This is a genomic window from Neobacillus bataviensis (genome assembly GCF_019969725.1).
The window spans coordinates 169,696-183,676 of record NZ_JAHXYW010000009.1 but is presented as its reverse complement, the minus strand read 5'-3'; the positions used below and the strand labels follow the sequence as shown (position 1 = coordinate 183,676).

The window sequence follows — 13,981 nt, the reverse complement described above, 5'->3', positions numbered from 1 at the left end:
CCTCCCACATTAGATCCCCTGTTTTGGGTGAATCCTATTTTAAAAAAATCAAGGTTAAAATTCTATCATGACTTTTACTGAATCTTTGGGTTTCATCTGTGTTTCGAAAGCTTCTTTGGCATAATCTATGGAATAGACGTGTGTAACTAAATCTCTGGTCTTTACTCTATTACTCTTTAGTAATTCGATAGATTTCGCGAAATTTCCTCCTAAACAGCCCATAATTCTCGGTGTTTTGTGAACAATTTTCGTGATATCGAGGGCCGCTTTTTTTTCAGGAAGGCCCACAAAGGCAATCGTTCCGCCACTTCTTACCATTTCAAATGACTGTTCCACAGCAGTTGGTGCTCCGGCAGCGTCGACGACAATATCTGCCATTGCCCCTTCATTAAAGTGATAGGGTCCGACACCGACCAGTTCTTTGACACGTTCCATTACATTTTCTTTTAGGGCGTGGATTACGTAGTCAGCTCCAGATCTTTTGGCTAAATCTAGGCGAAGCTCCGAAATTTCTGTAACGACAAGTGTCTCGACTTCGTAAGCTTTAAAAATTTGCATAACAGCATTTCCGATTAATCCTGCCCCCATAATGACTACTTTATCCTCTTTATTTGGCTGACACTGAGCTACCGTATGAGCGGCAACTGACACTGGCTCAATGGTTGCTGCCGTAAACGTATCCATGTCATCAGGAACCTGATAAAAGGAAATATTTTTCCTTGCATTAGGAATTAATAAATATTCAGCAAACGCCCCCTGGAGACCGTACCCTGTTGATTCCTTAAATAGGTTTGGGCAAAGGACATATTGTTTATTTCTGCACCAATAACAGGAGCCGCAAAACTTTGTATAAAAACCTGTACCTCTTTCTCCCACATGAATATCCTTTACATTCTGGCCAACCTTGACAACTTCCCCAGAAAATTCATGTCCCATAATTTGTCCCTTTTGGATATATAATCCTGTTCCGTAGCTGTGAACATCCGATCCGCAAATGCCGCATGCGTTGACCTTTAATAAGATATCATTCACACCAACTTCAGGAATATCGATGGATTCAACTCTTATATCCCGCGGTCCATAATAAACTGCTGCTTTCATCGTGCTCAATGGCCGCACCCCCTATAATCAAACAATAACGATGAAAGAAAACTGTAAGAGTTTCCTCTTACAGTAATCCGTCCGCTGTTAGATTTTCTAAAACATTCTTCACTTCATTTGTGAATTTTGCTCCCGTAACACCATCAATAAAACGGTGGTCATAACAAATAGAAAGCGTCATAATAGGTTCCACAACGATTTCATTGTTTTCATTCACCACTGGAGTCTTTCGAATAGCACCGGCAAAAACCAGGGTGGATTGTGGTGCATTAATAATCGGTGTGCCAGTTTCAATTCCTAAACTGCCAAGATTGGAGACCGTGATAGTACCATTTGAATAATCGTTTAATGTCAATTGGTTCTGTTCAGCCTTTTGCGCTAAACTTCTTATTTCCTTAGCAATCTCCGCTACTGATTTGTTTTCTGTATTTTTGACAACAGGAACCACTAAACCATGCTGACTATTTACGGCAACGGAAATATTGACCTCATCAAAAACAACGATTTGATTTTCTTCCAGCCTGCTGTTTACAATTGGATTGGTCTTAACAGCCTTACTAACAGCTTTGACAAGAATATCGTTTAGGGACACGCCTTCTAATTCTTTTTTCGCACTTAAAACCTTTTCCATATTCACGGATACCATTTGTGTAAATTGAGGAACATTTCTCCAGCTTTCGAGCATATTTTCTGACATTGCCCGTTTGATATTATTTAAAGCAATCTTCTCTTTAATTTTAATAGAAGTATTTGTACTTGCCGCCTGTCTGACATTGTCTTCGGTGATCAAGCCGTTTTTTCCTGTTCCTACCAGATTTTCAACCGCTACACCAAGTTCTTTTGCAAGCTTACGGGCTTTAGGTGAAACTGCTCCCTTGCTGGTTTGAACTTCAGGTTGTTTTGTCGCAACAGCTGGCTGTAGTGCTTCGACTGCCGCAGCCACTTCTTCATTTGAAGTGTTGCTTTTTGTGTAAACGGATAAATCAACTTCTTCATCTTCAGCTGCGATGATGGCAATCACCGTATTTACTGGTACTTCCTCACCCTCTGGAATAATGATTTTTTTCAAAACTCCTGACGTTTGTGACTCTATTTCCAAGGTAGATTTTTCTGTTTCTAATTCAAATAAATAATCACCTTTTTCAACTGTATCGCCTTCCTCATAAATCCAATTTGATACAGTTCCGTTCTGCATGGTTACGCCTAAGCGCGGCATTTTTACCTCGTACATATCGTCATCTCCTCTATGATTTAATAAAAAATCGATGTCTAAAAAATAATTTCACTGAAACTATGATGGCATGGTACCTAACCCTAGTAGGTTAGGTACATGCCTTCTACTTTTCTAGTATTCCATTAATTCCTTCACTGTATCGAGAATTTGCTGTTCACTAGGTCTGTAAAACTGTTCAAGGTAAATGCTCTGAGCGATTGGTACGTCTGGACTTCCAATTCTTTTGATTGGGGCTTGCAGATCAAATAGTGCTTCATCTGCAATTTGCGCTGCAATTTCTGCACCACACCCGCCTGTTTTTGGCTCTTCATGTACGATGAGGACGCGTCCTGTCTTCCGGACTGAAGCTAAAATGGTTTCCATATCAAGCGGTGCCAAGGTACGAGGGTCAATGACTTCAGCCTCTACGCCTTGTTCTGATAAGGTTTTCGCTGCATTTAAAGCGGTGTGGACCTGAAGGGCTGTTGCAATAATAGTAACATCGCTTCCTTCTCGTTTTACATCCGCTTTACCTAATGGAATGATATATTCTTCCTCAGGTACTTCGCCTTTTACATCATATAAAACTTTATGTTCAAAGAAGAGGACCGGATTATTTTCCCGGATCGCTGCTTTTAATAAGCCTTTTGCATCATATGGAGTGGAAGGTACCACAATTTGTAAACCAGGTGCATGCATAAAAATGGCTTGCGGACTTTGTGAATGCTCTGGTCCAGCACCTCCAGCAATACCTACTGGCAAGCGTAAAGTAACGGGAATTTCCATTTGACCGCCATGCATCCAGCGCCATTTTCCAAGCTTATGGAAGACCTCGTCAAAGGCCACGCCGACAAAATCGCCAAATTGCAGTTCCGGAATCGGGCGGAGTCCCCCTGTAATGGCCATCCCCAAAGCAGCAGCAACAATCGTAGTCTCCGCAATTGGAGTATCAAAGACTCTTGGACCGAATTTTTCATGAAGTCCCTGTGTGACGCCAAACACACCGCCGAACTTGCCTACATCTTCCCCGAATAATATAGTGCTAGTGTCGCGTTCCATTTCTTCCGAAAGAGCTTCATTAATCGCTTGACGCATTGTAAGTGTTTTCACTTTTACTTTACCTTCAGATAATGTTGTCATCATTTACTCCCCCTTAAGCGAATAATCCTTCATAAATTCTTTCTGGATCCGGCAGCGGTGACTCTTCTGCTTTTTTGATGGCTTCTGCAATTTCTGCATCCACTTGGTTTTCCAATTCTAGTATTTCCTCTTCTGTACAAATTCCTTCATCTAGTAATTTAGCTTTATAATTTTTAATAGGGTCTCGATTTTCTTTCCAGTCTTGTAACACTTCTGGATTCACATAATCATAAGGGTCGCCTTCAAAGTGGCCGCGGTGACGGAACGTTTTTGCTTCAATAAAGGTTGGGCCTTCCCCTCTTTTTGCTCTCTCAACGGCTTCTTTTACAGCTTCATGCATTAGCAGTACATCATTTCCATCGACAACACAGTTCGGAATGCCATAACCTTCTGCCCAATCGGCGATATGCTCTTTAACAGAATGGGTTTCCGATACATGACAAGAAATGGCATACTCATTGTTTTCGCAGATATAAATGATTGGTAGTTTATAGAGACCTGACCAGTTTAATGATCCGTGTAATGGTTCCCTTGAAGCTGCGCCATCCCCAAAATAAACCATTGTGACTTGATCTGTTCCGTTGAATTTGGAGGAGTAGGCTGTACCTACGCTAATTCCGAGCTGGGAGCCAATTGTTCCCGCCTGACCTAAAACTCCTCTGGAAGGGTCTGCACTGTGAACGATTCCTGCACCTAATCCTTTTGTCGTACCCTCGATTGTTCCCAAAAAGTCTCCATATAGTTTTGAAAGCGGTACTCCCTTGGCGATTTTCTGGTTACAGCCGCGATGATTATAATAAATGTAATCTTCATCACGAAGATTCTGGGTGATGGAACCAGCCGATACTCCCTCAGATCCAATACCAGAGTGGTAGAATCCTGAAACTTTTCCCTCTTGCATTAACTGGATTAAATTTTCATCGAACCTTCTAATCCTTACCATTGTTTGATAAAAATCAAGTAATACTTCCTTACTATAATCATTTAAATTAATTTCTTTTTCATAGATTTTAGCCACGAATATCACTCCTTTTAATAATATCAAAGTTTTCAAATAGCCATAAAATTCTGAACTAAAAACCTAACATCCTTTCTATTAGTCTAAGAAAGTTAGACTTTCTGTTATCCAGATTTTTTAAATAGCATTCAATCCACCATCAACTGGCATAATTAAACCTGTAATGTAGCTTGATTCATCAGATGCTAAAAACAGTGCTGCATTTGCGATTTCCTCAGGTTTCCCTACTCTCCCAAGAGGGTTCGCTGTAAAGCTCTCTGTGAACTTTTCATTTTGAAGTACCTCAGCAATCATTGGTGTATCGATCGCACCTGGGCAAATACAATTGACGCGAATATTATGTTTTCCATAATCTGCTGCCATGACCCTTGTCAAGGCGACAACGCCTCCTTTTGCGGCAGTATAGGCATCAGCCCCTGTTACACCTTGAATTCCATTTAAGGAGGAATTATTGACAATGCTGCCGCTTTCTTGGTTAATCATGATAGGGAGAACATACTTTGACATGTGGTAAACCCCATTCAAATTGATTGCCAAGATTTGATTCCAATCTTCCAAAGGTGTTTTTAGAAGCGAAGACATGGTGTATTTTGATCGCGCTGAAAATCCGATCCCTGCATTATTAAAGAGGATATCAATCCGGCCGAATTGTTCGACGGTTTGCTCAACGACAGCACGAACATTTTCTTCATTCGAAACATCCGTTTTCATAAATACAGCATTGAAGCCTGCATCCCTAATTTCTTGTTCAACCTGTTTTCCATTCTCTTCATTCCATTCGGCAATAATCACATGGGCTCCTTCTTGTGCAAATAATTTTGCTGAAGCCTTTCCCTGCCCGCTGCCAGCACCAGTAATGATGGCTACCTTGTCTTTTAATCTCATTAAACTCTCTCCTTTTCTAATATTTTTTTATGTAAAGCTGGATTGCTAACTGATTGATAACTTCCAATAGGTAAAAGACAGGAGGGTCTTTTTTAAATGAGAATATATGATTGCAATGAAAATATCCGATCAGTAAAACGTTTTCATATTTGGCATCAAATTGTAATTTCTTTCAAATTCAAGGGTGGTTGTCTCACCATGTCCAGGATAGATGATGAAATCACCCGGAAGACTAAATAGTTTGTTTTTGATAGATTCCTTTAACAGTTCCCTATCTCCAAATGGAAGATTTGTTGGCCCTACAACTCCCGCTAGTAATGTATCCCCTGTAAACAAATAAGCCTCATTGATAAGAAAGCATGTACTGCCAGGGGAATGTCCTGGAGAATGGATGGCTCTAATATTTAATGAACCGCATTGAATCCATTCATCTCCAATTAATAAGATGTCTGGCCACTCACTGATAATAGGTGTGTTCGTTTTAGCTGATCCGTTTAAATTGGGATCTAACAGCCACTCTGCTTCCAACTGATGGGCAACAACCAAAGCATCCGTTTTGTTTTTTAGCAAATTTACCCCGGCAATATGATCATAGTGACAATGGGTTAATAAAATATAATCTACTTTTCTATTACCGATATATTCCATTAATTCAAAGGGGTTTTCACCCGGATCAATAATGATGCAAAAAGAATCCTCATCCGAGATAACATAGCTATTTGTTTGCAGATTTCCCAATGTAAACGGTTGAATTTTTAAGGACTTCATCCGGTGCCTCCTCCCTGTTGGAAATCCTTACTTTTGTTTATGCAATATTCATGCCAAAATAATTTGATTGAGAATATCCAATTTTCAGAGAAATCAATTTCCGATTTTTATTGTTATTAAGAATTCTTTTGCGATTTTTCCTATTTTCGAGAAAAACCTTTTTTAAGAAAGTTCAATAAAGAGAAAATCCTACTATTTGTTTACTGTGCCAGCCATCCGCCATCAACAAAGATCGTTTGGCCGGTGATAAAACTGCTGGCATCTGATGCAAGTAAAAGAACGGCCCCCTCTATTTCTTCAGGATTTCCCAATCTTTTCATCGGTGTTTTACCAATTATTTTTTCACGAACTTTAGGATTACTTAACTCCTCATGGTTCATTTCTGTCTCAATATATGCCGGGCCTATTGCATTTACTTGGATACCATACCTGGCCCACTCTAAAGCAAGCGATCTTGTTAAGTTAATGACAGCTGCTTTACTGGCAGTATATGGGCTTATTCCAACATCTCCCACTGCACCAACAACGGAAGAAACGTTAATAATTTTTCCTTTGCCCTGATTTTTCATTATTTTTGCAACCGCCTGTGAACAGAAAAATAACGATTTCACATTCAAATTCATGATTTTATCCCATTCCGCTTCTGTAACTCCTAAGGCAAAATTTGTTTGCGAAGTACCTGCATTATTTACTAATATATCAATTGTTCCAAAAGTGGAAGCTATATTTTCAACCATTTCATTTAGTGAGTCTATACTGTTTAAATCTGTAGAAAAACTAATCGCTTTTCGATTTAGCTGTTCAATTTCTGCAACTACTTGTTTATTTCTTGCTTCATCTCTTCCTATTACTACTACATTGGCTCCCCTTTCTGCCAGTGCTAACGCGATTGTCCGTCCTAACCCCCTGTTTCCGCCAGTTACAATCGCAGTCTTGTTACTTAAATCAAATTGATCCATGCTCTTTTCACTCCTATTATTTTATTGGACTTTCCTATCCTATTTACATGCAAAAAATGTGCCAAATTATGATTTCCGTTTTTTCCTATATTTGAAAGTAAATTTCTTGCAATGATAAGAATTTATAGAGAAAATTCCTTCTTTTAATAAAAATTCATTTTTTAAATAAAAAAACCCCTTGTTCAATCAAGGGTTAGTAATATCTTAAAAAATATCCTCGTATGCTTGCTTAAGAATCTTCCGGTAATCCCCAGCACCAATGGTTCGAATGTTACTAGGCGTGGAATTGTTTTGTACAGCTAGTTCTACTATTCGTGAAAAATCTTCTTTTCGGATTCCTGGCAAATCTTTAAGTTTTGGAATCTCCAATTTCGTAGTAAATTCCCGAATACCGGTTAATAGTTTTTCAACGGCGCTTTCATCCGAATCAGATTCATTGGCAAACTTCATATATCTTGCCAGATCTGCATGGATGCCCTTCTCTTCTTCCGCATTAAACTTTAATACATATGGTAAAAATACCGCATTGGCCACTCCGTGCGGTGTATCATACAGGCCTCCAAGTGCTTCGGCTAAGCAATGGACAGCTGCCACATCCGTGGAACCAAAGCATAATCCAGCTAAAAGGCTGCCTTCAAGCATGTCATAGCGTGCCTGTTGATTTTCTCCATCCTTAAATGCAGCCGGCAAGGAAGAAACAATTTTGGTCATCGCTCTTGCGCCGAATGCCTGGGAAATTGGATTGGTTACTTTACAGGTATAGCCTTCAATCGCATGAACTAACGCATCCACACCTGTAGCAGCGGTAACTGACTGCGGAACGGTAAACGTTAATCTTGGATCAAGAACGGCCATCATAGGTCTTAATGAAGCATCTTTTAGGGTCAACTTTCGATGAGTGGCAGATTCGGTGATCACTGAAGAACGGGTTACTTCAGAGCCAGTTCCTGCAGTGGTGGGCACACAAATAATCGGGGCAATATTGGCATATTCCCTCTTCCCCTCCACATACTCGACTGGCGTACCGCCATTAGGACCAAGTAGAGCAATCGCCTTCCCTGTATCCATTGCGCTTCCGCCTCCAATAGCGACGACCATCTCAATACCCTGCTCTTGAAAAATTTTTGCTCCAGCCAAACACTCCGTATCCCTCGGGTTTTGTGAGACCGAATCAAATAAAACGACTCGATAACCCGACTCTTCCAGCGTCGTTTTGATTGGTGTGACTAATCCAGCCTTAACGATACCGGGATCACTGACTAATAAAACCGACCGTCCGACCTGAAGAGCATTCAACATCATTGGCAATTGCTCCGCTTTCCCCAACCCCATCTCAATTCTAGTATTACAGAAATAACTATAACTCTTCATTTCCAACACTCCTTTTGTCTATCATCTTCTGTTATGTAAGGTTCCTATTTATTGTTTATTATAACATTATTTGTTTAAATATTCAGACAAAAGAATATTAATGACTGTCCTTCAAATCAACTAATTATCGATATCAAAAAAAGCGCCTCTAATAAATTAGGGCGCATTTTTATAACTAATTATTCTGTTACGGTCACTTCAATTGGCTCAGATACTAAATGCCATTCCTTGCCAAGCATTTGGAATGTATGCATCGCGAACACATTCACCTTTCCAGGCTCAAGTGCTGTTATGGTATTGCCATCAACCTTAACCTTCGTTTCTCCATTATTAAAAAAGAGAGTCGTCGAAATATTTTCTGTTTTGGCTTCACGATAGTTTACAAAGGATTTGACCTGAATCGTTGCCGATTTTCCGACATTCAGGTTGACCTTTTTATTCGGAATTTCCAAACGAATCGGGGCATCCGTCAACCACTGTGTATAGTCCGTGATCGGTCCGACTACGCCAGCCTCCAAGGCTTGCCCAAAATGATCTTCATTTCTAAATGTCCAATGCATATTCAGGAATCCACGCTGGCGCATGTAACGAATGAATTCCGGATTTAGACTGCCATAGTCAGCATTCAAGGTCGCGTTCATGCTGGCACCGTACTGCATCATTTGCTGAGCCTTTTTTAGCCTGCCGTCAATCGTAGGTGGTACAGCTGCAGAGTAAAGATAGCCCGTGCCCACTTCAGGGTTGATACCGTGAGTGTTTCGGATATGGTTGGAATTAAAGCTTTGAATCACTACATGATCAACCATTCCGGCTTGCTCGATCTCCTCCATCACTTGCTTCTCGATGCCATCTGCCTTAATCTCAACAAGCAGGACCACATCTTTCCCCTTGAACTCATCTAAATACTCTTTAAAAGTAGGTACCTTTTCTCCTTGGAAATCAGGACTGAACTTGATTCCGGCATCCAATGCCCGAATCTGCTCGAGTGTTAAATCCTTTACATTTCCTTTTCCGTTCGTGGTACGGTCCACTGAATAGTCATGCATAATAACCAGTTTCCCGTCTTTGGTCCTCTGTACATCAGTCTCGATCATATCTGCTCCCATTTCATAGGCCTTTCGGTAGGAAGCCATTGTATTTTCAGGCGCAATGGAAGGCACACCGCGATGTGCGGCCACGACCGGACGCTGTACAATTGTATTCTCTGGGTACTGTCCCAAAGCTTCAATGGAAGCGGAAGGATTTTCAGAAACAATGCCGTCCACTCCAAGATGAATCATCGTATGGGCAGCTTGCACATCCTCAGCGCCGATTCCCCAAACCGATATCGCACGGCTATGCAAATAGTGAACGGTCTCAGGGCTCAGAATTTTTTGTGGTACTACCGCTACCATCGCATCGCTTTTATGAATGTCACGTGCGAAAGCCGCCATATCATTCTTATTGAAAGCTGCCTTGTTGTATAGAAGGGCACCGCGGGCCGTTTTAATAAAACTGCGCATTTCTTTTACGATCGCAGGATTACTGGATAAAATCTGAAAATCTTGTGTCTGGGTTTCTTTCAGGACATTTGCGAGACCTTCTATATCCGAATGTTCTTCCACTTGGATAATCGGAATGAATTTTCCTTTTATATTTTTAAGGGCGTTTTCAATTGGTGCCCCTTCAACCGTCCATTTCCCCTGTTCGTTCCGTTTTGCCTGCATGAGCACGGAAGCTGTACCTTCCTTCGCAACGGTTTTCGAAATAATCGTTGGCGGATTCACGATATTCGTTTTCACTTCTTGAGGAAGAAAGGCGTTCGTACTCCCTAATGGAGGAAGTGCATTTGAGTAGGTATTGACCTTTACATTATCGAATTGAACGGTCGTACCGTTCGCTTGGAATCCGACATCCCCGTTTGTCCATTTCCCGGCCTGATCCGTATCAACCACAAGCTGGCCATCGATAAATTGCTGCACACGATTTCCGCTTACGATCACTTTGACATGATAAGTCTTATTGGAGGCCATATTTTCCGGATAAAAATTCGTTTCCGGCACAACCCACTGATTGCTTTCATTTCTGATGGCGAACTCCAGTCCGTTTAGCGCCGTAGTGCCTTTGCGCATTGCGAATTGATAATAAGGATATGTATTTGGCTGGACACGATACATTAACGAAGCCCATCGGGTGTCTTCAACTGCACTTTTAAACGTCATTTCCGCTTCAAAAACATAATTTCCTGTTTGGTTTCCTAAAGGAATCACAACTCTGGCAGGAGCACCGGAAGATGGTGACGTTAATACCAGCTTGCCATCCAAGACCTTAGCATCTCCCTGTAAAAGCTTCCAGCCTCCTGGAAGCTGCCCGTTCGCGATTTGATCGAAATTCTCCTGTGTTAGAGCCTGCTCTGCGGCCTGAACCTTTGTTGGTCCATCCACTGGTGCTATCCAAATACTGCCGAAAATACTTGCTGATACTAAAAAGGCTGTTAATTTTTTTGATTTCCCTCTAATATTAGGTACCATTTTCTGTCTCCTTTTCATTTAGTTGAAACATATGTAAAAGGTTTACAAACCCTTACTATGAAAATATTACTTAATGAAGGTATAAGGGGTATTAATATTTTTTAAAGATATTGTTAAAAAATGGAGGACTTTTGCCTGAAGGTCTTTTCTACTAATCTGTATTATCGTTAAGATATAAGTTATAATAAAACTAAATATTGAATAAATAAAAAAGACCGAACATGCAGCAACATGTCCGGTCAGTAATAGAAGGTTCCCTCAAAGGGATCGGCTAATTAGGGAATAATCCACCAGAGCCTCTGAACTCAATGGTGGATTATTTTTATGTTCGTCTCATCATATCAAAAAAATTAGTTGCCTTCACCTTCCCCGGTTTCGGCCCTTTCCTCTTGGTGCTTTGCTGGACAATAATTTCTCCTTCTACTTCGCAGTTTACTACCATGGTATAAGTTTCCAATCAAGCTCCATATCAGCCCCAGGAACAAACGAGTCACTTAAAATTTAGTTTAAATCTTCCGGCCTCTTAAACTTATAATCCGTTCTAAAGAAACAATAAATCGGTACAGATGATTTTGAATGAACCACAGTTGTGGTCGATTCAGGATTTTCTATATTTAAGGATAAAGTTAGATAATCATCGTTTGGTAAATTAGGGTCATAGATATTAATAAAAAGATGGTTCTCATTCAAGTCATACCCATATGCCAGAACTTGATGATGTTGTCTAATCTGAAAAGGATTAAAGGATTTTACTCTGATTAAGCCAAGCGGTGAAAGCTTGCCGTTATCAAGATCCTTTTTTATTCTCGGCCATTCCTTTTTTATCATTCTCCACGACCTTTGCGGGGCAGCTCCTAATTTACTAGCTTTAGTTTCATGGGCCCGGAGAAGAGGATTCATCAGAAACAGATATTTCAAAAGACCAAAGGGCAAATGCAAGCTTTCTATCTGCCGGTTAACGATATAGTCGAACAATGGACCAGATGAAGGGGCTTCCGGAACGGACGGGATCTGGATTTTTGCTTCAAAGTAATCCATGACAGCATAAATCATTCCACCGCATAGACCATACGATGCATTACCGAATGGAATCTTCCAACCCAAAACATTTATTTTCTTTAATGGAACAGGTGAAAAGCTGTTTTCAAATTTAAAACCGGATGAGCTGGGCAGAAACCCTGTTTTTGCTGACATAATGACTACCCCCTTTACTTGTTAATGTTCGTAAAAATTAAAGCAAAAGTCGTTGATCATTAGGATATATGTTATTCGCATTTCCTTCTTTTGGGAATTAACAAATGCTCCAAATCTCCCCCATCGAGTTTACTGTATACGGATCCCCTATCCTTCAACTATTTAGAGCATAATAGCCTACAATGTCCGGTAGACAATCTAATTGACCTTGTGGGATTTGGACGTAAGCCGTTACGAGTTGACCGAAAGTTGCATTTATTATAGTAATGGCATTTAAAAGCTTTTGATAAAGGTTTTATAATAATTTTTTTTGGCAGTTACACGAGTTGGACAATGTGGGGGTAATTTAATGGCAAAAAAGGAAGACAAGTTTTTTAATTATTTAAAGTGTATTTCTTTAAATTTAAAAGTAAGTGCTAACTATTTTGCTGACTATACATTAAATAATGTTAATGATCTTAAAATTTTTTCTGAAAACATGAAGGAATTTGAATCTAACGGGGATACCATGGTACATGATCTTATTAGCGAACTTAATAATACTTTCATCACTCCAATAGATCGTGAAGATATTTTAGCTCTTTCAATATGCATGGATGATATTTTGGACGGTTTATACCATACAGCTGCCCTATTTGAAATGTACTCAATGATGGAAATGGACGATTTTATGCTTAAATTTGTTGATGCCATCAAAAATTGTACATCTGAAATAGATGCAGCTATTGAGCTCCTATCTAAAAAGAAATTGCTAAATATTAGAGAACACGCAATCAAAATTAAAGAAATAGAATCATATTGCGACAACATTTTCCGTGAATCCATTAAAAATTTGTTTACCTTAGAAAAAGACCCTATCCGAATTATTAAATATAAACAAATCTATGAAGAGCTAGAAGAAATCGCTAACTGCTGTAAATCAGTGGCTAATACATTTGAAGAAATTATTATGAAGAATGCTTAGTTAGAGGAATTCTGAAGAGGGGTTTTGCCATACTTTTCGTTAATACTAGATAAAAATACCTAAATGGTTTATTTCTAATTGGCATATACTATTAATTACTAAGGAGTTGAATAAATGGAAGAAGATTTTTATTTTTCAAAAAATCAATTTATCAGAGGTTTGATGATGCCAAAAAGTATTGGTGGTTTGGTGATGAAAAGAGGAGATGTTTCACTCGCAAAGATTAATGGTGTGTGGAAAAAATACACAGAATCTGTACCAAGAGGTAGAAAACCTTTATCCAATAATGAAGATCTAATTTTTATTGGAAGCGGAAAAAATGTTGAAATTATACGTGAGCAACTCTCACAAAAACAAATAGAAAACCTTATTAATGGATAATCATTATCTTAAAGCATAAATTCAAGTAAATATTAGGTAACACTTAATTTGTGTGCTATACTTACTTTACCATTTGATTTTCCGTTTTTCATTCCCTGCTCATTCGTGAGTGGGGTTATTATTTTTTATAAGCTTGAAAAATAAAAAGACAGACTCTTTGACAGAGTCCATCTTTATTTTAAATAATTATGCTTTACGTACGTTTGCAGCTTGGGCTCCACGTTGGCCTTGCTCAACGTCAAAAGTTACTGATTGTCCTTCTTCAAGAGACTTGAAACCTTCGCCTTGGATAGCTGAGAAATGAACGAATACATCGTCTCCACCTTCACGTTCGATGAATCCGAATCCTTTTTCTGCGTTAAACCATTTTACCTTACCATTTTCCATAATTGTTGCCTCCTAGTGTGTAATGACACACATTGTATTACTATCCTTGCACTCAGTGATCATCAAGGCGAAAGTTAAGAGTTTCACTAT

General features: G+C 39.5%; 13 protein-coding genes. 2 read left to right on the top strand and 11 right to left on the bottom strand.

Annotated elements, in window-relative coordinates:
* Positions 1-54 precede the first annotated feature (54 nt).
* From LC455_RS21435 to LC455_RS21390, 10 genes are all read right to left on the bottom strand, one after another.
* Positions 55-1,101, bottom strand: coding sequence for a zinc-dependent alcohol dehydrogenase (locus LC455_RS21435; RefSeq protein ID WP_223593854.1), 1,047 nt, complete (start codon positions 1,099-1,101; stop codon positions 55-57).
* Between the two features lie 67 nt (positions 1,102-1,168).
* Positions 1,169-2,332 (bottom strand): dihydrolipoamide acetyltransferase family protein, encoded by a 1,164-nt coding sequence (locus tag LC455_RS21430; protein ID WP_223593794.1) that lies wholly within the window; start codon positions 2,330-2,332, stop codon positions 1,169-1,171.
* Positions 2,333-2,446: 114 nt separating this feature from the next.
* Positions 2,447-3,454 (bottom strand): alpha-ketoacid dehydrogenase subunit beta, encoded by a 1,008-nt coding sequence (locus LC455_RS21425; protein ID WP_223593853.1) that lies wholly within the window; start codon positions 3,452-3,454, stop codon positions 2,447-2,449.
* A 13-nt stretch (positions 3,455-3,467) separates the two neighbouring features.
* Positions 3,468-4,472, bottom strand: a complete 1,005-nt coding sequence (locus LC455_RS21420; RefSeq protein WP_223593792.1) for a thiamine pyrophosphate-dependent dehydrogenase E1 component subunit alpha — start codon at positions 4,470-4,472, stop codon at positions 3,468-3,470.
* A 117-nt stretch (positions 4,473-4,589) separates the two neighbouring features.
* Complete coding sequence (locus tag LC455_RS21415) at positions 4,590-5,357, bottom strand: SDR family NAD(P)-dependent oxidoreductase (protein WP_223593791.1); 768 nt, start codon at positions 5,355-5,357, stop codon at positions 4,590-4,592.
* Between the two features lie 129 nt (positions 5,358-5,486).
* Positions 5,487-6,125: an MBL fold metallo-hydrolase gene (locus LC455_RS21410; protein ID WP_223593789.1), complete on the bottom strand. Its 639-nt coding sequence runs from the start codon at positions 6,123-6,125 to the stop codon at positions 5,487-5,489.
* 200 nt (positions 6,126-6,325) lie between these two features.
* Positions 6,326-7,084: an SDR family NAD(P)-dependent oxidoreductase gene (locus tag LC455_RS21405; RefSeq protein WP_223593787.1), complete on the bottom strand. Its 759-nt coding sequence runs from the start codon at positions 7,082-7,084 to the stop codon at positions 6,326-6,328.
* 204 nt (positions 7,085-7,288) lie between these two features.
* Positions 7,289-8,455 carry an iron-containing alcohol dehydrogenase gene (locus LC455_RS21400; RefSeq protein WP_223593785.1) on the bottom strand — a complete coding sequence of 389 codons (1,167 nt, stop codon included), beginning with the start codon at positions 8,453-8,455 and terminating at the stop codon, positions 7,289-7,291.
* 179 nt (positions 8,456-8,634) lie between these two features.
* A complete protein-coding gene (locus tag LC455_RS21395; protein WP_223593784.1) occupies positions 8,635-10,965 on the bottom strand; it encodes a glycerophosphodiester phosphodiesterase family protein in 2,331 nt (776 codons plus the stop codon).
* A 501-nt stretch (positions 10,966-11,466) separates the two neighbouring features.
* Positions 11,467-12,159, bottom strand: a complete 693-nt coding sequence (locus tag LC455_RS21390) for a hypothetical protein (protein WP_223593782.1) — start codon at positions 12,157-12,159, stop codon at positions 11,467-11,469.
* 349 nt (positions 12,160-12,508) lie between these two features.
* Here LC455_RS21390 and LC455_RS21385 point away from each other — a divergent pair, with 349 nt between their 5' ends.
* Both LC455_RS21385 and LC455_RS21380 read left to right on the top strand, forming a co-directional pair.
* Entirely contained in the window at positions 12,509-13,123 is a 615-nt protein-coding gene (locus LC455_RS21385) for a DUF47 domain-containing protein (protein WP_223593780.1), read from the top strand.
* Between the two features lie 114 nt (positions 13,124-13,237).
* Complete coding sequence (locus LC455_RS21380) at positions 13,238-13,504, top strand: hypothetical protein (protein ID WP_223593778.1); 267 nt, start codon at positions 13,238-13,240, stop codon at positions 13,502-13,504.
* A gap of 186 nt (positions 13,505-13,690) precedes the next feature.
* Here LC455_RS21380 and LC455_RS21375 read toward each other — a convergent pair whose 3' ends face one another.
* Positions 13,691-13,891 carry a cold-shock protein gene (locus LC455_RS21375; RefSeq protein ID WP_223593777.1) on the bottom strand — a complete coding sequence of 67 codons (201 nt, stop codon included), beginning with the start codon at positions 13,889-13,891 and terminating at the stop codon, positions 13,691-13,693.
* Positions 13,892-13,981 lie beyond the last annotated feature (90 nt).

Bases quoted from the DNA above. Each gene is read 5' to 3' on its own strand.
- LC455_RS21430 (WP_223593794.1), bottom strand. From the start codon at position 2,332: ATGTACGAGGTAAAAATGCCGCGCTTAGGCGTAACCATGCAGAACGGA.
- LC455_RS21375 (WP_223593777.1), bottom strand. From the start codon at position 13,891: ATGGAAAATGGTAAGGTAAAATGGTTTAACGCAGAAAAAGGATTCGGA.
- LC455_RS21385 (WP_223593780.1), top strand. From the start codon at position 12,509: ATGGCAAAAAAGGAAGACAAGTTTTTTAATTATTTAAAGTGTATTTCT.
- LC455_RS21415 (WP_223593791.1), bottom strand. From the start codon at position 5,357: ATGAGATTAAAAGACAAGGTAGCCATCATTACTGGTGCTGGCAGCGGG.
- LC455_RS21405 (WP_223593787.1), bottom strand. From the start codon at position 7,084: ATGGATCAATTTGATTTAAGTAACAAGACTGCGATTGTAACTGGCGGA.
- LC455_RS21400 (WP_223593785.1), bottom strand. From the start codon at position 8,455: ATGAAGAGTTATAGTTATTTCTGTAATACTAGAATTGAGATGGGGTTG.
- LC455_RS21425 (WP_223593853.1), bottom strand. From the start codon at position 3,454: ATGACAACATTATCTGAAGGTAAAGTAAAAGTGAAAACACTTACAATG.
- LC455_RS21435 (WP_223593854.1), bottom strand. From the start codon at position 1,101: ATGAAAGCAGCAGTTTATTATGGACCGCGGGATATAAGAGTTGAATCC.
- LC455_RS21410 (WP_223593789.1), bottom strand. From the start codon at position 6,125: ATGAAGTCCTTAAAAATTCAACCGTTTACATTGGGAAATCTGCAAACA.
- LC455_RS21380 (WP_223593778.1), top strand. From the start codon at position 13,238: ATGGAAGAAGATTTTTATTTTTCAAAAAATCAATTTATCAGAGGTTTG.
- LC455_RS21395 (WP_223593784.1), bottom strand. From the start codon at position 10,965: ATGGTACCTAATATTAGAGGGAAATCAAAAAAATTAACAGCCTTTTTA.
- LC455_RS21390 (WP_223593782.1), bottom strand. From the start codon at position 12,159: ATGTCAGCAAAAACAGGGTTTCTGCCCAGCTCATCCGGTTTTAAATTT.